The organism is Flavobacterium azizsancarii, assembly GCF_027980145.1.
GTDB lineage: Bacteria > Bacteroidota > Bacteroidia > Flavobacteriales > Flavobacteriaceae > Flavobacterium > Flavobacterium azizsancarii.
The window spans coordinates 1-22,721 of record NZ_JAMZNK010000069.1 but is presented as its reverse complement, the minus strand read 5'-3'; the positions used below and the strand labels follow the sequence as shown (position 1 = coordinate 22,721).

Annotated in this window: 16 protein-coding genes and 1 riboswitch; of the genes, 2 read left to right on the top strand and 14 right to left on the bottom strand. The window is 34.5% G+C overall.

What is annotated here, in order from left to right:
* Positions 1-158 precede the first annotated feature (158 nt).
* Positions 159-761: an outer membrane beta-barrel protein gene (locus tag NJT12_RS23470; RefSeq protein ID WP_271338543.1), complete on the bottom strand. Its 603-nt coding sequence runs from the start codon at positions 759-761 to the stop codon at positions 159-161.
* 210 nt (positions 762-971) lie between these two features.
* The gene (locus NJT12_RS23465) at positions 972-1,559 is read right to left on the bottom strand and encodes an outer membrane beta-barrel protein (RefSeq protein ID WP_271338542.1); all 588 of its coding nucleotides are present in this window, start codon (positions 1,557-1,559) and stop codon (positions 972-974) included.
* A gap of 143 nt (positions 1,560-1,702) precedes the next feature.
* On the opposite strand from NJT12_RS23465, the gene gldA reads away from it, so the two are divergent.
* The gene (gldA, locus tag NJT12_RS23460; RefSeq protein WP_271338541.1) at positions 1,703-2,599 is read left to right on the top strand and encodes a gliding motility-associated ABC transporter ATP-binding subunit GldA; all 897 of its coding nucleotides are present in this window, start codon (positions 1,703-1,705) and stop codon (positions 2,597-2,599) included.
* A 540-nt stretch (positions 2,600-3,139) separates the two neighbouring features.
* Positions 3,140-5,263, top strand: a complete 2,124-nt coding sequence (locus NJT12_RS23455) for an outer membrane beta-barrel family protein (protein WP_271338540.1) — start codon at positions 3,140-3,142, stop codon at positions 5,261-5,263.
* A 374-nt stretch (positions 5,264-5,637) separates the two neighbouring features.
* Here NJT12_RS23455 and NJT12_RS23450 read toward each other — a convergent pair whose 3' ends face one another.
* From NJT12_RS23450 to NJT12_RS23395, 12 genes are all read right to left on the bottom strand, one after another.
* Positions 5,638-6,804, bottom strand: coding sequence for a PepSY-associated TM helix domain-containing protein (locus tag NJT12_RS23450; RefSeq protein WP_271338539.1), 1,167 nt, complete (start codon positions 6,802-6,804; stop codon positions 5,638-5,640).
* Positions 6,805-6,913: 109 nt separating this feature from the next.
* A complete protein-coding gene (locus tag NJT12_RS23445) occupies positions 6,914-8,125 on the bottom strand; it encodes a DUF4374 domain-containing protein (RefSeq protein WP_271338538.1) in 1,212 nt (403 codons plus the stop codon).
* Between the two features lie 68 nt (positions 8,126-8,193).
* Positions 8,194-10,542, bottom strand: coding sequence for a TonB-dependent receptor (locus tag NJT12_RS23440; RefSeq protein WP_271338537.1), 2,349 nt, complete (start codon positions 10,540-10,542; stop codon positions 8,194-8,196).
* Between the two features lie 287 nt (positions 10,543-10,829).
* On the bottom strand, positions 10,830-12,239 hold the full coding sequence (locus NJT12_RS23435; RefSeq protein WP_271338536.1) for a pyridoxal phosphate-dependent decarboxylase family protein: 1,410 nt from the start codon (positions 12,237-12,239) through the stop codon (positions 10,830-10,832).
* Between the two features lie 110 nt (positions 12,240-12,349).
* Positions 12,350-13,573, bottom strand: a complete 1,224-nt coding sequence (locus tag NJT12_RS23430; RefSeq protein ID WP_271338535.1) for a dicarboxylate/amino acid:cation symporter — start codon at positions 13,571-13,573, stop codon at positions 12,350-12,352.
* A 182-nt stretch (positions 13,574-13,755) separates the two neighbouring features.
* A complete protein-coding gene (locus NJT12_RS23425) occupies positions 13,756-14,409 on the bottom strand; it encodes a class I SAM-dependent methyltransferase (protein ID WP_271338534.1) in 654 nt (217 codons plus the stop codon).
* A gap of 243 nt (positions 14,410-14,652) precedes the next feature.
* A complete protein-coding gene (metF, locus tag NJT12_RS23420) occupies positions 14,653-15,609 on the bottom strand; it encodes a methylenetetrahydrofolate reductase [NAD(P)H] (RefSeq protein ID WP_271338533.1) in 957 nt (318 codons plus the stop codon).
* 99 nt (positions 15,610-15,708) lie between these two features.
* Positions 15,709-18,384 (bottom strand): methionine synthase, encoded by a 2,676-nt coding sequence (metH, locus tag NJT12_RS23415; RefSeq protein ID WP_271338532.1) that lies wholly within the window; start codon positions 18,382-18,384, stop codon positions 15,709-15,711.
* Positions 18,385-18,854: 470 nt separating this feature from the next.
* Complete coding sequence (locus NJT12_RS23410; protein ID WP_271338531.1) at positions 18,855-19,787, bottom strand: tetratricopeptide repeat protein; 933 nt, start codon at positions 19,785-19,787, stop codon at positions 18,855-18,857.
* A gap of 11 nt (positions 19,788-19,798) precedes the next feature.
* Positions 19,799-20,803 carry a homocysteine S-methyltransferase family protein gene (locus tag NJT12_RS23405; RefSeq protein WP_271338530.1) on the bottom strand — a complete coding sequence of 335 codons (1,005 nt, stop codon included), beginning with the start codon at positions 20,801-20,803 and terminating at the stop codon, positions 19,799-19,801.
* Between the two features lie 391 nt (positions 20,804-21,194).
* Positions 21,195-21,308, bottom strand: a riboswitch (SAM riboswitch).
* 339 nt (positions 21,309-21,647) lie between these two features.
* Positions 21,648-22,007, bottom strand: coding sequence for a TfoX/Sxy family protein (locus NJT12_RS23400; RefSeq protein ID WP_271338529.1), 360 nt, complete (start codon positions 22,005-22,007; stop codon positions 21,648-21,650).
* Positions 22,008-22,341: 334 nt separating this feature from the next.
* The gene (locus NJT12_RS23395) at positions 22,342-22,569 is read right to left on the bottom strand and encodes a hypothetical protein (RefSeq protein WP_213294915.1); all 228 of its coding nucleotides are present in this window, start codon (positions 22,567-22,569) and stop codon (positions 22,342-22,344) included.
* Between the last annotated feature and the right edge of the window lie 152 nt (positions 22,570-22,721).

Sequence of the window (22,721 nt, the reverse complement as noted above, 5' to 3'; positions counted from 1 at the left end):
TCCACCTCGCGATGGACACCCTTGCATTCAGCTAACACTTCCCACTGTAAAGGCGTGTTCGGGACTTACACCCTAGAGTTATCGCCCATGCTGGGCACACAACAAAAAAAGCATCCGCGGCGGCGGATGCTTTTTTGCAATAGAATATCTAGCTAATACTAGAAGTTTTTAGAAACTCCAATATTAACTGTTTTTCCAAAATTGAAATAGAATGTGCGAACATTAGTATCACTAGTATCAAAGCTTAATGTTTCATACCCTAAACCACCAATACTAAAGTTTAGGCCAAAACCTTTTTTCATATTAATAAAAAGAGACGGAGTTATTCCGGCATATATACCGTCTGCTTTACTAGTTGAAACAAGCGCCCCAGTATTATAACTTTTGTCTTTTTGATTCTGGAAACCAACTCCCAAATCGGCAAATACTGAAAAAGTTTCACTCAAAGGAATGGTATAACGCAAAAATGCTCCCACTTTTAAAGTATTAAATTTTGATTCTGATTCTCCTAAATTATTATTTAGTAAAGAAAGTGAAGATTTTGATGAAGACAATCCAAATTCAACACCAACTGTCCAGTTATCATGAAACTGATAACCCACTTTTGGAGAAAAACTAAATAAATTTGATTTTCTGCTCTCGACTTCCTGATCAATATTTTCAGAGGAATAACCAATATTTCCGCCCACTAAAACAGTTCCCTTTTGGGCATTTGCAAAGCTAAACATAGCCAATGCAAGAATAAGTAGCATTTTTTTCATATGTAATATGTGTTTAAATTTTACTTAAACACAACAACTAAAATACCAGTATCGAACTGCAACACATTTATTAACAATTTGTTAAAACAATCACCCTCAACGAAACAAGTCAAAAACAATGACTTAACTTCTGTATACAAAATAGTTTAAAACAAAAAAAGCATCCGCCGCGGCGGATGCTTTTTCGAAATTGAAATATATTTCTAAAACTTAGAAATTCTTTGAAATCCCTACAGAAAATGCTTTTCCGAAAGTGAAATTAAAGTTTTTAACGTTATCTCCGTTTCCGTTATTTCCGTCATAATTTAAGTTATTATAACCTAAACCTCCAATATTGAAGTTTAAACCAAATCCTTTATTAACATTGATGAAAATTGCCGGCGTAACTCCAACATAAAATCCGTCTCCTTTATTAATAGTAGAAGTATTCCCAACAGTATTCGTTATTTTTCTGTCTTGGTAACCAACTCCTAAATCAGCATAAGCAGAAAAAGTTTGATTTAAAGGCATAGAATAACGTAAAAAACCACCTAATGAGAAATTATTTACTTTGTTCTCCGTATTACCAAATTCTCTTTTTGTAGTTCCAACACCTGCCTCGATACCTGCAGTCCAGTTTTGGTGAAATTGGTATCCTACTTTAGGAGCAAAACCAAAAGAATTCGCTTTAGTTTCAGAACCTGAATTTGATACATTTTGAGAATTGTACTCAATACTTCCCATTACTAAAATAGACCCTTTTTGAGCATTTGCAAAGCTTACCATAGCCAATGCAAGAACGACTAACATTTTTTTCATTGTGATATTTATTAATTTTAATAGTCCTTTAACAATAAAGATGCCACTGTTTACTGAGAATTCAATTTTAAATTCAATTCTTTGAAAGACAAAATTTAGTAATCAAAACTATTTCTGTTTACTTTTGTAGCAAATAAAAAGTCATGTCCATAGAAGTAAACAACATATCAAAAAGTTACGGAACTCAGAAAGCACTAAATTCGATTTCGTTCTCGATTCAAAAAGGCGAAATTGTTGGATTTCTTGGTCCAAACGGAGCAGGAAAATCTACCCTGATGAAAATTTTGACTACGTATTTACTTGCAGATGGCGGCTCGGCCCTTGTAAATGGTCATGATGTCATGACGGATACCAAGGCGGTTCAACGTTCTATTGGCTATTTACCGGAACATAATCCGTTGTATCTTGATTTGTATGTTCGTGAGTATTTGGCTTTTAATGCCGATGTTTATAAGGTTCCTAAATTAAGAATCGAAGAAGTTATTGAACTGACAGGACTGTCAGCCGAAAGTCATAAAAAAATAGGGCAATTGTCTAAAGGATATCGCCAGCGTGTGGGACTTGCCAATGCTTTATTGCATAATCCTGATGTTTTGATCCTGGATGAGCCAACTACTGGGCTCGACCCGAATCAGTTAATGGAAATTCGAAATGTAATTAAAAACGTGGGAAAAGATAAAACGGTTTTTTTATCTACTCATATTATGCAGGAAGTCGAAGCGATTTGCGATCGTGTCATTATTATTGACAAAGGACAAATTGTTGCCGATAAAAAACTGGATCATTTGGTATCTGAAAACAAAGAACAAGTAATCGAAGTAGAATTTGATTATCAGATCGAAGAACAACTGTTAGCAAGGCTGGAAAACATTACTTCATACAAAAATATCCACGATATGACTTGGGAATTGACATTTGTTGCCGAAAAAGATATGCGTCCTGCAATTTTTGACTTTGCAAATGCAAATGGCTTAAAAACATTACAACTCAATCAGAAAAATAAAAATCTGGAAGCTGTTTTTAGAGAAATTACTAAGTAAGTTTTCAGTTTACGGTCTCAGTTTACGGTCTCAGTTTACGGTCTCAGTTTACGGTCTCAGTTTACATCAAAAGCCAATTCTTTTTATTTAAAAGAATTGGCTTTTTGTGTTAAATATTGTTTAGTATCCCTCCTTTTCCTTAAAACCTCAGCACCTTATTTTCTTAGGGTTTTCGCCCCAATTACACTGTTTGTCTACAATTTATTCTTTTTTCGCCATATCACGAATCCTTAATTATCAACTATTTAGGTTTTTCGTTGTAAATTTTAACTATATTTATTTAGACTTAATATAAATAGTGTTATATTTGAAAACTGAAACTTCAAAAATACCACTCTAATGTTCTCTATACTCAGCCTTATCAAAATCAAATTTCATAAGCTATTTAAAGGCCTGGCACATGTTCGAAAAATATTTTCTGATAAACTGGAACAAATTGTTTTAAAGTAGAGATTCTATTTAAAACCTTGACGATTGTATTGATTCTTTTCTATTTAAAATCACATTAAAACCCTTACTCCAAAAACAAATCCACATATCATGAAGAATTTTATAACATCTCTTATGCTTGCCTTTTCGGTCTACGGTTACTCGCAGACAGAAAAAGAAACTGATAGTATTGTCGAAACTTCGATTAATGCATTAGACGAGATTGTAATTACAAAAAAGAAAGTTTTATATACTCAAAAATCAGATCGATTGGTTTTTAATGTAGAAAATAGCATTGTGTCTGAAGGCGGAACAGCATTAGATGTTTTATCCCGTGCTCCGGGCGTTGTAGTCTCTCAGGATGGCGAATTATCGATTCGCGGACAACAAGGTGTTGGCGTAATGATCAACGGCAAATTGACGCAGCTTTCGCAAAAGGAACTTGCTAATTATTTAAAATCAACAACCTCATCAAACATCAAACAAATCGAGGTAATTACGAATCCGTCTTCTAAATATGATGCAACGGGAAAAGCCGGAATTATCAATATTATTTTAAAGAAACCAAATGCGGGCGGGCTTAAAGGAACTGTTTTTACCAATTACGGAAGAGGCAGAAAAAACAGAACCAACTCCGGTGCCAACTTAAGCTACAATAAAGATAAATTTGGCGTTTACGGAAACTACAGCTATACTTTTAGGGGTGAAGAAGAACGCAAAGAATTCAACCAGAATCAATATACTGATGCAACCCGTCAAACGCTTTTGACAAATAATCATCAAACTTCAACTACGGATGAGCCACTGACTTCTAACAATTTTAAAATAGGAACTACTTATGAAGTTTTTGCTAAAACCAATTTAGAATTTTATGTTGATGCAAAATTGGGACGCTATCAAAATATTGCCAATGGTAGAAATACTTTAATAAATGCTATGGATCAGGTACAATTTGATGCCGCGACTTATAATGACAGCAAAGAGAAATGGAATGATTATACATATGCTTTTTCCGGAGTTCATAAATTTAATACCGAGGGAAAAAATATGTCTTTTGATTTTGAATATGAAACTTCAAAATTCAGATCGAATCAGTTTCAGAGTGCAAAGAATATAGATCCTCTAAGCACAAATAATATTAATGACAGGAGAGGTTTTATTCCGTCTCAATTAAAAGTTTTTACAGGAAAAGTTGATTTTACAAATCCGCTTAACGAAAAACAATCTGTTGAATGGGGTTTTAAAGCCAGCGTAAAGAACAATGACAATCCATCTGTTTACGAATACAATGACAACAACCAATGGATTGTTGACCTTAATTCGACCAATCATTTTGAATATAAGGAACAAATTTATGCGGCTTATGCCAATTATAAATACCAAATGGAAAAGTTCAATATTCAGGCTGGTTTACGTTCTGAATATACTGCGATAAATATTTTACAAAAAACGCTGAATGAAGAACATAAGGACGATTATCTAAAATGGTTTCCGAGTGTTTCTATGAAGTATGAATTGAGCAGCAATCATTCGATGCATGCTTCCTACAGCAAAAGAATCAACAGACCAAGCCAGTTCGATCTGAACCCGTTTCGTTTTTATGATGATTCGTTTAACTACTCTCAGGGAAATCCAAATTTAGTTCCTGAGATCACACATTCGGCAGAAATTGGCTATGCCTGGAAAAGTGCCTTTATGGCGTCGTTGTATTTCAGCAAGACCAAAGATATATTTACTGAGGTCTATGTCTATAATCCGGATAACAATACTACGGTAACTTCTCAAATAAATGTTGACAAATCGTATAATTACGGAGTTAACATCACCAATACTGCCGAAATTTATAAATGGTGGTCTGTAAATACACTTTTCAATATTTTCGAAAATAAATTTATGGGCAATGTGGTTAATACAGACAAAATTGAACCAATTGTTACTTTGAATCTTAGCGTGCAAAACTCCTTTACAATCACAGAAAGCTGGAAAGCCGAAGCAAACGCGCAGTACCAATCAAAATCAAATCTTGGTATTTATCAAAGAGATCCATTTTTTGATTTCAGTATCGGGATCTCAAAACAAGTACTAGCTAAAAAAGGCAACATCAAACTTAATATTACTGACATTTTTAACACTAATAATTTCCATATCAATTCGGTTATTGCACAAACAAGCATCGATAAAAGATATGATCTTGATAATCGTATTGCAACAATAGCCTTTACTTATAGAATCTAATATTTTGAATCTTTAGTTTCCCCTTGTTTTTGTTTTTTTTTTGATGGAATAGAGCCTGTTGTAGTTAGCAGGCTCTTTCTGTTTTAATAAATTTAACCCATGTTAGTGAACATGGGCCGCGGATGACACGGATTTAAATGGGTTTACACTGTTTTTATGTTATTGGTTTATACACAATATTGTCAGACTGAGCGAAGTCGAAGTCCCGCAAAGTGATGCAGCATGTGGGACTTCGCTGAGTCTGACAATCATATTAGTTTTGAATTGATACTTTCCCCTTTACTTTTTAAACCCAAAAAAGTCTTTTGAAGAAGATTACTTCTCACAAAAGACTTTTAAACTAACTAACAATAACAAGTAAAATAGATCCCAAATTAAACTCTGGGTTTCTGCTTTTTCTTTCTGCCCCACCAGATATAAAAACCCGTAATAGGCAAACTGGCACAAATTAAACTAGCCGCAAAATAAATAATCTTTGTTGGCCATCCTCCTATCGCACCAATATGTAGGCTGTAATTAGAACGCATTAACCAATTTGAGAAACGTTCATCTCCAATATATTTATGAGACTTTGGGAGTAGCTCGAGTGTTTTAGCATCAAAGTATAAATCTCTCCAAACGCCTTTATTCATATCTGTACAGGCATAAATATCTTCTTGAGGATCATCCGGAAAATGAATGATTACGGCTTCCTTATTCTCTGTAGCAATTTCTGTTCGAACTTTTTTCCATATAAAATCAGCAGCAGCCAATTTATCTAATTGTTGCCGGGATAAAGTATCTTTTTTAACGGCAATGACTTGCTCCTTTTTCTCTTTTTCGTCTGCCCAGCCACCACTGATCCAGTACGTGCTTTCTCTTAGCCAATGAAAACTCATCAACATTCCTGTAAAAGCAATAAGCATTGCTAAGATCAGCGTATAAAATCCCATAACATTATGCAAATCATAGTTCAGACGTTTGAACTTCGCATCCCATTTTATTTTAAAACTAGTATTTCTGGTGGTTTTGTTCCACTTTTTAGGAAACCAAAGTATCAAGCCGCTTATCAATAAAAAGAAGAAAATAAAAGTTGCCCAGGCTGTAATTTGTGATCCTATATTGCGCTCCAGCCAAAGATTGCGATGCCCTTCATCCATAATATGAAAGAAATCTTCATGATCCACCATTCCGGTAATTTTGCCGTTATACGGATTTACATAAATCAACGAATCCGATTCTATATCGACCTTAATTGATTTATCTAAACCATTATACCAAACTCCATGAATTTCTTTATTGGGTAATGCTTTATGAACAGCTGCATAGATTTTTGAAGGTGGCAATAATTTATCCGGACTTTGGGCTTCGACACTTAAATACGGCGATGTCAATTCTTTGATCTCGTGTTCGAAAACCAAGACACAACCGGTAATTCCCATAATGACCACGATTATTCCTGACGCTAATCCTAGCCACAAATGCAGCCAGGCATTAATTTTACTAAAACGGGATTTTCCTTTATTAGGTGGTTTACTGGTACGACTTTTAAAAATATTCATTGTAATTGTAATTTTGGAAAGTAATGCTTTTTAGACAGGCAACAAAAATTAAAAAAAATGGCTTGGGCATTAATTAAATAATACCTCAAGCCATAAAAAATATAGTTACTTAGAAAGTAAGTTTAGCAATTGCAGGCAAGTAAAGACCTTCTTTGATAAGTGCTCCGGCTTTTGCTGTACCAGTTGCAATATCTATTTGATAAACACGAGCTTCTTTACCTGTTACAAAACTTTTGTATGCTTTTCCGTTTTCTACATACATACTTCCTAACCCAAAAAATTCATCTCCACCGTGATCAGGTAAATCTGTAACTGGTATGATTGTTTTTGCTGCCAGATCAAGAATTGCAGATTTAAAGATTGTTTGTGTACTTAAGAAACTGTAATAAGTATCTTTAGTATCAACAGAATTAGGAATATAAGAAATAAAAACTTTTTCTCCTCCTAATGGGTATGCAGCAAGAACTTTTCCTTTTAGAGTACTTGATTCAATATCAAAAAAGTAACCCGGATCAAACTTAGCATCTCCTTTTTTGATACGTAAAACTCCAGAAGAAACAGCTGTTGGCGGATAACCACCTGCGTTCGCATTAGAAGAAAAAGTATAGATGTCTCCTGACTCTGTCTGAACAATTCCTGTATTGGTATAATAAAGCCCAATTGCATTTGTTCTGGCGTCTTTTATTGTAGTTACATATTCTAAAGAAGGATATTTGTAAACTCGTACTGTAGCGTCAGATGATAAAATTTTATTTGTCCCGTCCGTAACATCCTTGATATATACCGGAACAAAAAGCTTATCTCCTGAAACCGCAGCTCCTGTTGGCCAGTATAACACTTTTTTATTTTCAGGAGATACTACAAAATCATTAAACTTACGAGCATCTATAGAAATTGTATTTGGATTGTAAATCATCAATTCATAATCAGATGAACTACCATCCCAGGTTGCTCCAATATTGATCATTTTTTTGTCATCAGTATACCCAACAGCATATGAGGATTCGAAAGCAAGTTTACCGCCCTGCACCAATTTTCCTGCGCTATTAAGATGAAATGAAACTGATCCTTCATCTTCTGTACTTAAGGCAAAAAAAGTATTATTTGCAGGAAAACAACTTCCTCCTTGCTCAATTCCCACACCTTTTGCACTGATTTCTCCGGTCATTAACTTATCTATAGAATTAAAATCTAAGATGTACTGAGTGTAATCGTCTAGCCAATATGAAGCAATATATTTAGAATTAGTTGTAGTTGGTTCTTCTTTTGTTGCATTATCATCACTGCTACAAGAAAAAGTAGTTAATGCTAATATTGCCAACGCAAAGCATTTTTGAAATTTGTTTGTAAACATCATTATATGTATTAAGGGTTATTATTAAAATTTAATTACTGAAGAAAGTATCTGAACTTAACAGAGAAAGCACGTCCTGGTTTTTGAACTTTAAAATAGTCGTACACTTTTACGTCTGTAATATTTCTGCACTCAAAAGCCAGATTGTATTTCCCATTTAAAAAAGAATAAGACACCATCGCGTTTTCTGTAAATTGTTCAGGAATTGCTCTTTTAGTTTCCAATGAACCTAATACCGGCCAGGTCAGGTAAAATGCATCTATATAATTGGCACTCACATTAAGAGAAAGCCTATCGTCTTTGTACTTGATATTTTTAAAATTAAAAGTCAAATCTGCATTTCCGTAGAAGATTGGAACGTTTGGTAACTGCGCGTCATAAAGAGCATCAGGACTATTTGTTCCTGTTTTGTACTTGTTTTTGTTCAGACTTTTTTGGTAGGTACCATTTACTTCAAAAGTCACTAAATCTTTATATCCATATCTTAAAACTCCATCAATACCTGTAATTTGTACATTTTGAAGATTTTCATAAACCGTTCTGTCTCCGTCTTGTTTTTCTCTGATAAAATCTTTTGCTTCTCTATAGATTAAACTCGTTTCTGCACTAAACTGATTCTTGTTTTTCTGAGTCAAAAATGCCAAACCTAAATTAGCATTATCACTACTTTCAGGTTTTAATCCTATATTACTGTTTACGGTCAACCCATCTCCCAACATCTCTACAGCCGACGGCAAACGATAAGCATGTTCATAAGATCCTTTTATCTGAAATTTGTCTGATAAACGATAAGCTGCTGTAGATCCGTAACCATAATTTGTCGATGAAGTAGATTGAGTTACATTATTAGCAATCATTTCAGTAGTTAAACCAAACATTTTTCCAAAAGCCGTAATCGCTAATCGATTGTCTAAACCACTAAAATTGTAGCCTAATCCTAAAATGTTTTTATTAATTGTTGGCTCGCCAAGATCAACTATTGTTAAATACTCATTCGTTGCTTTACGCTTATATCCCAAATAGGAATAATTTATTGCCAGAGAATGCTGGTCATTTAATTGGTATTTCAGGTTTGTATTTACTTGTGCATTTTCTTCATCGTAGACGTACATTGTTTTATTTCCTAATTCTCCTTTATCATTTGTTCCTGCAAATTGTCTGTAGACATAATTTCCTGTCCAGTCATAAACCCGGGAAGAAGTATCTATAGAACGACTGTTTACTAAAGCGTAAGTCGAATTAATATTTACCGATAATCCTTTTGCAAAAAGGTTGTCTTTTTTATATTTTAAAGAGGTAATAAAACTGTTACTATCTGTAAAGGCTTGTCCAACGACTTTTTGCATGGTTCTTCCTTGCTGAATTTCTTTTTTGTTACCCGCCATAGCAAAACCAACAAGCAAATAATCTGCAAAACTTCTGTTCTTGAATCCTGCTTCTGCCATTATAGTTCCCGACTTATAAGCATCGTGAAAGTGTTTGTATTTTTGTTCCGGTAAAAACTTCGATGTGTTTTTATCTACAATACTCACATCTACTTTATAATCATTGTCTGAGTAATTAGCGAAAGCATTAATGTTGGCAATAAATCCGTCGCAACCAGAAAACCTCGTATTAATTGCAGCTCTGTGCGTATTAAATGAACCATAACTATATGATGCGTCGATATAACGATTCACATTTTTGTTGGTTACAATATTAACTGCACCACCAAGAGCATCTGCACCTAACTCAATAGGAACGACCCCTTTGTAAACATCGATTCTTTCAGCCATATTTACCGGAATATTATTCAGTGTAAGAGCTGAGCCATAACTATCCATTGGCACTCCATCCAGAAAAAATTTAACCTGATTTCCTGAAAATCCATTTAATGAAAAATTAAAGGCAGATCCCAATCCTCCGTATTCACGAATACGAACTCCTGTTGTTTTATTCAAAACCTGATTTAAATCGGCTGAGGTATTGTAGATTTTTTTCAGATCTACCGAAGTAATATTATAAGCCTGTTCGCGGGCTCTCTGAACTTTAGATTTTCCTGTTACAGCAACTTCACTTAAAGCGGCCATATCCTCTTCCATTGTAATATTCTGAGTAGGTTTTCCACCTTGTTTCAAAGAAACTGCTGCTGCTGTTGTTTTAAAACCAACATTGGTAATTAATAAAATGTAATCACCTGTTTCTGCACTAATCCTATATTCCCCTTTACTATTTGTTAGCGTAGCATAAGTTGTTCCTTTAAACGATACTGAAACACCTTCAGCAGGTTTGCCAAGATTTGTTAAAACAACTCCGGTTAGGTTTACTTTATTTTTTTGTGAATATCCTTGAAGCGAAGTAAAGACAATCGTGATCAAGAGTAATAATCTGCTTATTTGCATCATTTAAATTTTTGATTTGAAAATTAAATTTGCAACAAAATTAGCTACTCAGAATAGTTTTTCCTAACTATTTTTAATTATTCTAAATAAGAATAGTAATTAACTTTAAAAGAGAGATATTTGTAAAAAAAATTGACAATCTTAATAAATAATTAAATTAAACTTAACATTTGCTTAATTTTTATTATTAATGAAGTTAAATCTCAATGCATCACTAAATGCAAAAAGATAAAAAAACATAAAAAAAGCCCGCTTACAGTATAAGCGGGCTTCAAAAAATTTGGTCTATTTTATATGTCTAAATCTAAAATAGTCTCTTTGAGTTCTTCTATTATAATTTTTATGTCATTTTCTGTCGTACGCCAGTTTACAAAAGAAGCCCTGATACCTTTACGATTTTGATATACAGTTGGGGTCATAAAAACTTTTCCCTTATCATTTAAACTGGTCAAAAACTGACTTACATTTTGCTGATTATGATCTCCTTTCAAAGTAAAACAAACATTATTCAGCCGAATTGGAGCCAGAAGTTCAAAATTATCCTCTTCAATAAGTTCATTTGCAAAATGTAATGCCAATGCTGCACTATCCTCGACAATATCCTGAAACCCTTCTTTTCCGTAGGCTAATAACGAAAACCAAACAGGCAAAGCTCGTAAACGACGAGAATTTTCAGGCAGTACATTTAAGTAATTAAAATTCTCTAACGGATTTCCTAAATAAGGCGCATTTGAATTTTGGAAAGTTTCTATTTGAAGATTCATATGTTTTTCCTTAATCAGATAAAAAGCACTTTCATAAGGTACATTGAGCCATTTATGACAATCGATAGTGATGCTATCTGCACCTTCCCAGCCTTCGACAAGATGTTTGAATTTGTTTGAAACAGCAGCAAATCCACCAAAAGCAGCATCAATATGCCACCAAAAAGTATATTTCTCCTTTAGTTTTGCAATGGCTTCAAAATCATCAAAATCTGCAGTATTAACCGTTCCGGCACTTGAAATCAGAATAAAAGGTTTTCCGTTTAAATTTTGAATATTATGTTCTAAATCAGCTATATCAATTGCTTCACGATTGCCTTCAATAGTTTTAATTGTTGTATAATTATTACTTCCAATACCTAACATCGACAATGTTTTTATAGAAGAAGAATGTGGTGTAGCAGTCAGGATATTTATGGTTTCAGTTATTCCGTTTTTTGCAAAATCTTTTCCTAATTGTGCTCCAAACCATTGTCTTGCTGTTCCTAAACAAGTAAAATTTGACATTGTTGCCCCTGTTACAAAACCACCTGAAAATGTTTTTGGCAAGTCTAACAATTGTAATAATAAATTTATAGTTTCAAATTCTATCAAGGCCAAAACTCCTCCCTGAGCATGTACAGCCTGCGTATTTTGATCATATACTGTTGCCAGCCAATCGCCCACAATCGACGCTGGTGTTGAACCTCCAGTTACAAATCCTAAATATCTAGGCCCAGGAGAAGCAACTATCAAAGGCAATAATCTTTCTTTAAATTCTTCTAGAGCAGCCAAAGATCCTAAACCTAATTCGCTTAAATTTCGAGTAGGGTCAATTCTATTTTTACTTGAAGTAGGAATATTTTCAAGATTATTAAGGAAATCTAATCCTTGTTGTTTGGCCTGATTAAGTATGTTTTCAAGATCATTTAGATCATGTTGAAGTATTGAATTCATTTTAAATAAATTATATATGCTTACTTCAAACCACCTGTAGAAATTGCCCACAGATGATACAGATTAAGCGGATTAATACTGATTTTTATTGTTGAGGTATAATTAGTTTTTTACCACTTCGTTTTTTCCGAGAACCGAGAGACCATCATAGAAGAAATCACATCGCCATTAGCATTTAATAAAGTAGCAATTGGGTCAACGAGAGTTCCAAGGATCATAGCTACAGGCAAAGCTTGTTCCATTGGTAATCCGTAAACGGTAATGGCTAAAACTTCTCCAATATATCCGCCATTTGGGATTCCACCTTCGACAATCGAAACAATTATCGTAATTCCTAATGCTAAAAGTATAGTTGAAGGTTCTGTAAAATCTTTGCCAAACATGGCAAAAAGAAACGTAATTTTTAAGATAGAAGACATGCTTGAACCGTCTTTATGCAAAGGCGCCCCTAGTGGAATAACCAAATTGCGGACATGTTTTGGGATACCCATTTTTTCAGCTGCATCGAGGTTCGCCGGAATTGTAGCAATGCTGCTGCAAGTACCTATTGCGGTTAATGAAGGCGTAATGTTATTGCTCCAGAAAACGACAAAAGCTTTTTTACCTCCTGCTAATAAAGCATACAAACTAAAAAACACAAAGAAGTAAAAAATACAAGCAACATAATAAACACCTAACGGCTTGGCGTAAACTCCAAATAATTGTGGTCCGTAATAACTAACCTGATAAGCAAAATAAGCTCCAAGGCCAATTGGTGCTAATTTCATAATCATGTTCAAAAGCTGTTTCATGACCTCATTTCCTGAATCCAGAAAACTTTTGAAAGTATTGCCTTTTTCTCCAGATTGCAAAGTTGCAAATCCAATCAAAAATGAAAAGATAATAAGTGCCAACATACTTTTTCGCGATAACAATTCATAGAAATCATTGGTCGTAAGCAATTGGGCAATTTGATCACCAACACTTCCGGATTGGATATTCTCCAACGGGATTTTAGTAATTATAATATTTTCATGAATAGGAAATAGGGAAACAGCTATAATCATTACGATTGCTGAAATAAGAAGTGTACCTAAAAAAACGGCAATCATTACAACAAACAATCTTCCTAGTTTTTCTGTTTTCTCCAAATTAGCAATTGAAGAAGTTATAGTAAAAAAGACAAGCGGAATAATTGCTGTAAAAAGTAAGTTCAGAAATATATCTCCAACAGGCTTTATAACAGCAACTTTTTCTTTAAAAACTAATCCGAAAATGCTTCCTATTATGATACCGCCTAAAAGCAATAATACACTACTATAACTTTTTAGAAAATTGATTTTTTTAACCTCCATAATTTAATCGTATTATAATTTGGAATAAAGAAACGCAAAATAAAAATCAATTAAATTACTAAAAAAAAAGAGTACTATTTTTTTTTTGCCACAGATTAAAAGGATTTCAATTCATGATTTCTACCAACATTTAGTGCCTAACTGCACAAAGAAAAGGCTTTGATCCTTGATTCGTATGATCACTACTTTTCTAAAACCAAAGTTGTAAAAGCCCTATCGACCAATTCGCCGGTTTTGCTTTTTACTTTCTCTGTGAGCGTTTCTTTGTTGATGATTTTGAAAGATGTTTTCTCAATTAAAATTTCAGCTTTTTCTGTGCTGTAAAGTTCAAATTCAAATTGAGTAAAAGGAAGTTGTTTCATAAAACTTTCTTCGGCAAAAGTGATACACAAGATTCCTTTTGGCTGTAAAACCCTGTAGATTTCCGAAAGCAATTTTTCAGGTTCCTGCCAGAAATAAATGGTGTTTACTGTAAATACTTTATTGAATAAATTTTCTTCAAACGGAATTAGATTTCCGTCATAAATCGAAAAGAAAGCTTGTTTTTGAGAAACATAATTTCTGTTGATCTGGCGTGCTTCCTGAAACATTAATTCAGACATTTCAAGTCCGTAATATTTAATGTTTTCAGCCTGTTCGAAAATGAATTCTACGTGTCCAGCGTTACCGTGACCTAATTCCAGAATTGTATTTGCTTCTTCTATATGTAGATTCTGAATCGAATGATGCGTCATGTTGATGTTGGTTTCATTCATCATGTTTGCCATTTCGATTCCCTTTTCTCCCGTTGGATGCTTGAATTGAGAAGCTATTGCTTGTAATTCTTCTTGTTTCATAAAATTTTAAATTCCAATTAATCCCGATAGCTATCGGGACCAAATTCCAAACTGTATGTCATTGCGAGGAACGAAGCAACCGCATTGATAATAAATCCCGTTATTCTCAAAGTTTTGTCATTTCGACGAAGGAGAAATCACACACGAAACTCCGTACCTAGAATCACCAATCTTTGTCGATCTTCTAGTGTGATTTCTCCTTCGTCGAAATGACAATATTGTGGAAATATCACACAAAAACTCTTAAAAAAGATGGCTCGCAATCTGACGAATATTCTCTGATTTCCCCATTGAATAATAGTGCAAAACAGGAACTCCGGCAGCTTTTAATTCTAATGATTGTTGGATTGCCCATTCGATTCCTACTTGTCTGATTTCTGCATTATTCTTGCATGAATCAACAGCATGAATTAAATCTTCTGGTAAATCAATACGGAAAATTTGAGGTAAAACCTGTAAATGCCTTTGAACCGCAATTGGCTTGATTCCTGGAATAATAGGAATTGTGATTCCCATTTCTCTGGCTTTTTCTACAAACTTGAAATATTTTGAGTTGTCGAAAAACATTTGTGTTACCACATAATCAGCTCCGGCATCTACTTTCTCTTTAAGTCTTTTTAAATCTGATTGTAATGATGGAGATTCTAAATGTTTCTCAGGATAACCTGCAACCCCAATGCAAAAATCAGCTTTGTTATCAGCATCCATGACTTCGTGAAGGTATTTTCCCTGATTCAATAAACTGATTTGTTTTACCAAATCAATCGCATAGTCATTTCCTCCAGCTTTTGGAATAAAATATTGTTCGTCTTTCATAGCGTCACCACGCAAAGCCATAATATTGTCGATTCCTAAGTAGTTACAATCTACCAAAAGATATTCAGTTTCTTCTTTGGTAAAACCTCCGCAAAGTACGTGAGGAACGGTATCTACGTTATATTTATGTTTTATAGAAGCGCAAATTCCAAGCGTTCCAGGACGCATACGAGTTAGCTTTTTGTCCAAAAGTCCGTTGCCTTTATCTATATAAATATACTCCTCGCGAGAAGTCGTTACATCAATAAACGGTGGTTTAAACTCCATCAACGGATCTATATTATCGTATAATTCCTGAATGCTTTTCCCCTTTTGAGGCGGAATAATTTCAAATGAGAATAATGTATTTCCTTTGGCGTTTTCTATATGTTGTGTTACTTTCATAGTCAGCCCCCTAACCCCCGAAGGGGGAATTCCTGAAAGGGGTCATCAGGTTTGTGTTATTTTATTCTGCCTTTCTCTTCCCCCTTCGGGGTTAGGGGGCTAATCTGCTATATTAGGGTTTAGCCATTTCATGGCTTTATCTGTTGAAATGCTTCTGCGTTTGGCGTAATCTACTACTTGATCTTCTTTTATTTTCCCAAGTCCGAAGTATTTACTTTTTGGATTCCCGAAATAATATCCTGAAACTGAAGATGCCGGCCACATTGCCATACTTTCTGTTAAGGTTACTCCAATTTCCTTGTCTACATCTAAGAGTTTCCAGATTGTTGGTTTCTCTAAGTGATCCGGACATGCGGGATAACCTGGCGCAGGACGAATTCCTTTGTAATTTTCTTCGATCAAATCTTCTGTCGAAAGTGATTCTTGAGGATCATAACCCCAGAAATCCTGACGTACTTTTTCGTGCAGATATTCCGCGAAAGCCTCAGCAAAACGATCCGCTAATGCTTTTACCATAATCGAATTGTAATCATCCAGATCTTTTTCGAATTCGGCTGCCCATTCGTCAACACCAAAACCGGTTGTAACACAAAATGCTCCTATATAATCTGTAATTCCTGAATCTTTTGGTAAGATAAAATCAGACAAAGCGATATTTGGTGCTCCTTTTGTTTTTTGTGATTGCTGACGAAGCGTTAAGAATTTCTCCAACACTTTTCCGTTTTCATCACGCAATTCGATATCGTCATCATCGATTTGATTCGCAGGGAAAATTCCGTAGATACCTTTTGCAGTTAGTTTTTTCTCTGCTAAAATCACTTTCAACATTTCCTGTGCATCTGCAAAAACCGAAGTTGCTTCTTCACCCACAACCTCATCCGTTAAGATTGCCGGATATTTCCCAAACAATTCCCATGTTCTAAAAAAGGGTGTCCAGTCGATATACGGAACCAAAACATCTAACTCTACTTCAACAATTTGTTTACCAATAAATTTTGGTTTTGTTGGCGTGTATTCAGCCCAATCCAATTGTAATTTGTTTTTACGTGCTTGTTCGATCGTCAGGAAGTTTTTATCTCTCGAACGATTCAAAAACGTTTCTCTAAACGCATCATAGTCAGCACGAATATCACTTGCATATATTTTTCGGTTATGATCTAATAGATTTCCTGCAACCGTAACGGCACGCGAAGCATCGTTTACGTGAATTACAGTTTCTCTATATTGAGGCGCAATTTTCACGGCAGTATGCGCACGCGAAGTGGTTGCTCCACCAATCATAATCGGAATTTTAATTCCTTGTTTGTCTAATTCTTTGGCCAGATACACCATTTCGTCAAGCGAAGGCGTAATTAGTCCGCTTAAACCAATAATGTCAACATTATGTTCAATAGCTGCCGCAATAATTTTTTCCGGAGGCACCATAACACCAAGATCTACAATCTCATAATTGTTACAGGCCAAAACTACCGAAACAATGTTTTTACCAATATCGTGAACGTCACCTTTTACGGTTGCCATCAATATTTTTCCATTTCCAGATTTGTCACCGGCTTGTTTGCTTGCTTCAATGTAAGGTAACAAATACGCCACGGCTTTTTTCATTACACGTGCCGATTTTACTACCTGAGGCAAGAACATTTTCCCGCTTCCGAATAAATCTCCAACGACATTCATTCCTGTCATCAAATTGATTTCGATAACTTCAATAGGTTTTACGGCAGCCAAACGCGCTTCTTCAACATCTTCTTCAATAAAAGCATCAACTCCTTTTACCAATGAATGTGTTATACGTTCCTGAACCGTTCCTAAACGCCATTCCTGAATCGCTTTTTCATCTGATTTTACTTCGCCTTTTACGTTTTCAGCAAAGTCTAATAAACGTTCTGTCGCATCATCACGTCTGTTTAAGATTACATCTTCAACGTGTTCTAATAAATCTTTTGGAATATCATCGTAAATCGAAAGCATTTCCGGATTCACGATTCCCATTGTCATTCCGTTCTGAATTGCATGGTATAAAAACACGGAGTGCATCGCTTCACGAACGTGATCGTTTCCTCTAAAAGAGAACGAAACGTTACTTACTCCACCGCTAATATGTGCATGTGGCAAGTTATCACGAACCCATTTTGTACCTCTAAAAAAATCAATTGCATTCAAACGATGTTCATCCATTCCGGTCGCAACTGGAAAAATGTTCAAATCGAAAATAATATCCTGAGGTGGAAATCCAACTTTATCGACTAATATATCATACGACCGCTGACAGATTTCAACTCTACGCTCAAAATTATCGGCCTGACCTACTTCATCAAAAGCCATGATAATAGCCGCAGCTCCGTAGCGCTTGATTAATTTTGCGTGATGAATAAAGGCTTCTTCTCCTTCTTTCAAAGAGATCGAGTTTACAACGCTTTTTCCTTGTACTACTTTTAGACCTGCTTCAATGATTTCCCATTTCGAGCTATCGATCATAATCGGCACTCTCGAAATATCCGGTTCTGATGCTATTAAATTCAGGAATTTTGTCATTGCCTGAACACCATCAAGCATTCCCTCATCCATATTAATATCGATGATTTGTGCTCCACCTTCTACTTGTTGTCTTGCAATATCAAGTGCCTCGTCATACTTCTCTTCCTTGATTAAGCGAAGGAATTTTCTTGAACCCGTAACATTCGTACGTTCTCCAATGTTTACAAAAACACTAGTTGGCGTAATAATCAACGGTTCTAATCCTGCTAATACAAGGTCTCTTCTTTTTTCTGCCATTTCTTTTTAAGTTACTGAGTTCCTAAGTTGCTTAGGTTCTGAGTTTTTCAATTCTATTTTTATAAGGTTTTAAGGCCTTTTATCTTCATTATATCTTTTTGGGCGTGTTTCGCCGCGGCGAACCGGGCTATCCGTTACAAGTCCTCGACCAATTTCGTTATCACTACATTGATCTTTGGGCTTTTCACTTCTATCCCTCACGCAATCTCGGTTTCATAAAAAAATTATGATTCTCCGAGATTTTAATTGTCTTTTTTCTTTTGCTAGCGCGAGCGTCACGCTCGTGCACATTTCAATTGTAAATTTTAAAATCTTATAATAATATCTTTCTTTGCGTGCACGAGCTAGAAGCTCGCGCTAGCAGAAGTTTTTTGGTTTCAATATATATTTCTCAAAATTCTTGGAGAAAATAAATATTGAACAAACAGTAATTAATTATATTACATTCACCTATTGGTTTAGTAATTTATTCAATTACAAATTGCTTTTACTGCTTCACTTGAAGATTTTCCTCCTAATTTTTTTCCTTTTTGAAAATCAGAACAAGCTTCCTCTTTTTTATTTAATTTTAATTTACTCAACCCTCTATTATGATAAAACTCTGCACGATCCGGACTTTGTTTAATCGCTATATCATAATAAACAATTGCATCATCGTATTTTTCTAATTTAGAAAGTGCATCTCCTTTAGCAGAATAAGGTCTTGAAAAGTCAGGTCTTAATTCACTCGCTTTACTAAAATCACTAATAGCTCCTTTATAATCTAAATTATTATATTTAATCAGCCCTCTATTATAATATGCATTGGTAAAATCTGGATTAAGTTCAATTGCTTTATCATAATCTGCTATTGATCCTGTAGCATCACTGGCATTATACTTTACAATTGCTCTGCTATAATATAAATCAGCGTCTTTATTACTAAACCCAATTGCTTTATTATAATCAGTTATCGCCCCACCGTAATCATTAAACTCAGCTTTGGCTGAAGCTCTTTCAGAATAATACATATCAGGAAAATTGGTTAAATCATCATTATTTAATTGTATAGCTTTATTTAAATCATTTATTGCTTCTTTATAATTCTTTAGAAATTTATTTGCTATTCCTCTATTAAAATATGCATTTATATATTTGGAATTAAGTTCAATTGCCTTATTATAATCAACAATAGCTTCTTTATATTGCTCTTTTTTCGCTTTTATAATACCAATCCCACAATATGCTCTTGAATAATTCGGATTAATTTCTATTGCTTTATTATATTCAATAAGAGCATTTACATAGTCCTCTCTTTCGTAGCTTTCCTTTCCTTTTTCAAAATGTATCTCTGCAGTTTGCGCATAAAATTTCTCAGTTGCAGCAAAAGAAAAGAAGACTAATAGAAATAGAAATACTCTCATAGTTATAATTATTATTCAAATACCGGCGCCACACGTGGCTTATAATCCTTCGCAACTTCAGCAATTAATCGAATATGATCCGGAGTTGTTCCGCAACAACCACCTATAATGTTGATTAAATTATCATCTAAATATTCTTTAATGAAAGCCTGAGTTTGTTCCGGGGTTTCATCATATTGTCCGAATGCGTTTGGTAAACCTGCATTTGGGTGTGCCGAAACATTAAAACTAGTATGTTGTGCCAATGTTTTTAAGTATGGTTTCAATAAATCGGCTCCAAGAGCACAATTGAATCCTACGCTTAATAACGGAATATGCGATACTGAAATCAAAAACGCTTCTACCGTTTGCCCGGAAAGTGTTCTTCCTGAAGCATCTGTAATCGTTCCTGAAACCATGATTGGAATATCAATATTTCGGTCGTCTTTTACTTCTTCAATTGCAAAAAGTGCTGCTTTGGCATTTAAAGTATCAAAGATGGTTTCTACCAATAGTAAATCGCAACCACCATCCATTAAAGCTTCTACTTGTTGTTTGTAAGCAATTCGCAAATCATCAAACGTTACGGCTCTATAACCCGGATCGTTTACATCCGGGGACATACTTGCGGTTCTGTTTGTTGGCCCAATTGATCCCGCAACGAAACGTGGTTTGTTTGGGTTTTTGGCTGTAAATTCATCAGCTACTTCACGGGCAAGTTTAGCCGATTCGTAGTTTAATTCGTAAACGTACTCTTCCAGGAAATAATCGGCCATACCAATTGTGGTTCCTGAGAATGTGTTGGTTTCTACGATGTCTGCACCCGCTTCGTAATAAGCGGCGTGGACATCGCGAATGGCTTGTGGTTGTGTTATGGATAGTAAATCGTTGTTTCCTTTTAACGGATGCGGAAAATCTTTGAAACGCTCTCCACGAAAATCTTCTTCGGAGAAATTATAGCGCTGCAACATGGTTCCCATTGCTCCGTCAAGGATTAGGATATTTTTTTTAATTGCTTCCTGAATTGTTATTGCCATGACTTTCATCTTTTAGCTACTAAGACGCTAAGGCGCTGAGATGCTAAGTTTTTTATTTAATTATAATCTTTATCTTGAATATATAATACCTAACAGGTTTTTGAAACCTGTTAGGATACGCTATTTTTATTCACATTAATTCCAAGAATTCACTATTGATGACTATCTAGCCCCGATTACTTCACTTAATTTCTATTTTCATAGGAGTTCACTGAACTCCGTTTGAAGTGGAAATCCTTTTGCTTTTTTCTTTAAAAAGCAAAAGATTGCAACGAAAATCGGGAACGATTGACAGAAAAAATGCGTCAATGATTCGCTCATGATACTGAATTCAGTAAAATAATATTGTATGGTTGTCAGGAAGTGTTTTGAGAAATACTTTTATGTATTTGTGTTATCTATCTTTGATACTAAGAATAGTATAAAGTAGAATGTAGCACCTTCTTTATGATAAAGGGTTGCTAAGGTTTCATTGGGTCTTTCCCTCCGCCTTTCGTGATAACTTTCAATAAATTTAAGAACAGTGCAAAGTAAAGACATAGACTCAACAATTGCAAGTGTTTTTTAAAGTTTCTAAGGTGCTAAGATTGTGAGGTTCTAAGTTTTTTTTTAAGTGGCTAAAGTTCTAAGATTTTAAGGTGCTGAGTTTACTACTTTAGGTGTATTAAGCTCTGGAAGAATGTAATATTTCTAGCTTTAGATTCTTCATTCAGCCAAAGCTACCGCGATATGTTATTGTCGTATCAATATATCACCCCGATGGGGTTTATTTCCATAAATATCGTTAATTCTATAAATATTACATCCCGCCGGGATTTATTTATATTATAAACAATTTCGGTTGTTACTTTTTCTTACTTGCTTTTGCAATGGGATTAAACTCTAAACAAATCTGTAGCCAAAACTCTAAATCCGGATTTCTCTGCCAGCCATTTTCTGTGACAAAAATATAGTTTTTCATTGGCCTTTCGGCATTTGGCATTGGTATAATATCATCTCTTTCTAAAGCATCTTGGTAAGCTTTATCATCGATTCTGCAGAGTAAAAGATTTTCTCCTGTTTGTTTGTCAAGTCGAGTTCCGCAGCATAATTTTTTATCTACCATGAAAACAAGGCCACCAAACATTTTCTTTTCGAAAAAGTCAGCTTCTTTGTGCTGGAGAAATGTTCTTATTCTTTGTGCGTTATTTTCGTCAAAAGCCATTTTTTTTGAAGGTTCTGAGTTGCTAAGATTCTAAGTCTAGAATTCAACTTTAGTGTTTCGGCTTTTGTTTTGTTCCTCTAAAATTGATAATCTCAATAAGATTGGATTCCTTATTTATTCTATAAACCAAATAGTTGTTTTTGTCTACAATTGCTTTATACAAAGATTCGCTTTTTTTGGATCTTGGGAATTGTTCGGGATTAAGGTTAATTTGATTAATAACTTGCTGAATTTTATTCTCTAAGTTTAAAATTTCCTTTATCGTCCATTTTTGCTTCCAAATAATCAACAACTTTATTAAAACCTTTAACTGCTTGCGCTGTCCATATAAATTTTAGTGCCATTTAGAAAATCTTTTCATAACATCTTCATGGCTTGTAAATTCGCCTTTTTCAGCCTGATCTAGTCCAATTTGAATTTCAGCTTTCTCAGATTCTGATAACTCATCATACCAATTGTTTTGATTTTCTTTCAGAATTAATTCCAGTTTTTCTAAAACGCTTTCATCCTCAACCTTAACCAGCTCTTGAATAAATTGATATTTTCTAGCTTCTAAATTCATGATACTCAAAATTTATATATTACAAAGATACAAATAAAAAAAGAAGCCGTCTCAAAACATATAATTTGAGACGGTTTTTTATTTGATGATGTTTTGATTTTTATTGGGTTAATTTTGAGTGGAGGCAAAAATTGCCCTTATGCTGCAATTTT

Bases quoted from the DNA above. Each gene is read 5' to 3' on its own strand.
- NJT12_RS23470 (WP_271338543.1), bottom strand. From the start codon at position 761: ATGAAAAAAATGCTACTTATTCTTGCATTGGCTATGTTTAGCTTTGCA.
- NJT12_RS23465 (WP_271338542.1), bottom strand. From the start codon at position 1,559: ATGAAAAAAATGTTAGTCGTTCTTGCATTGGCTATGGTAAGCTTTGCA.
- gldA (WP_271338541.1), top strand. From the start codon at position 1,703: ATGTCCATAGAAGTAAACAACATATCAAAAAGTTACGGAACTCAGAAA.
- NJT12_RS23455 (WP_271338540.1), top strand. From the start codon at position 3,140: ATGAAGAATTTTATAACATCTCTTATGCTTGCCTTTTCGGTCTACGGT.
- NJT12_RS23450 (WP_271338539.1), bottom strand. From the start codon at position 6,804: ATGAATATTTTTAAAAGTCGTACCAGTAAACCACCTAATAAAGGAAAA.
- NJT12_RS23440 (WP_271338537.1), bottom strand. From the start codon at position 10,542: ATGATGCAAATAAGCAGATTATTACTCTTGATCACGATTGTCTTTACT.
- NJT12_RS23435 (WP_271338536.1), bottom strand. From the start codon at position 12,239: ATGAATTCAATACTTCAACATGATCTAAATGATCTTGAAAACATACTT.
- NJT12_RS23430 (WP_271338535.1), bottom strand. From the start codon at position 13,573: ATGGAGGTTAAAAAAATCAATTTTCTAAAAAGTTATAGTAGTGTATTA.
- NJT12_RS23425 (WP_271338534.1), bottom strand. From the start codon at position 14,409: ATGAAACAAGAAGAATTACAAGCAATAGCTTCTCAATTCAAGCATCCA.
- metF (WP_271338533.1), bottom strand. From the start codon at position 15,609: ATGAAAGTAACACAACATATAGAAAACGCCAAAGGAAATACATTATTC.
- metH (WP_271338532.1), bottom strand. From the start codon at position 18,384: ATGGCAGAAAAAAGAAGAGACCTTGTATTAGCAGGATTAGAACCGTTG.
- NJT12_RS23410 (WP_271338531.1), bottom strand. From the start codon at position 19,787: ATGAGAGTATTTCTATTTCTATTAGTCTTCTTTTCTTTTGCTGCAACT.
- NJT12_RS23405 (WP_271338530.1), bottom strand. From the start codon at position 20,803: ATGGCAATAACAATTCAGGAAGCAATTAAAAAAAATATCCTAATCCTT.
- NJT12_RS23400 (WP_271338529.1), bottom strand. From the start codon at position 22,007: ATGGCTTTTGACGAAAATAACGCACAAAGAATAAGAACATTTCTCCAG.
- NJT12_RS23395 (WP_213294915.1), bottom strand. From the start codon at position 22,569: ATGAATTTAGAAGCTAGAAAATATCAATTTATTCAAGAGCTGGTTAAG.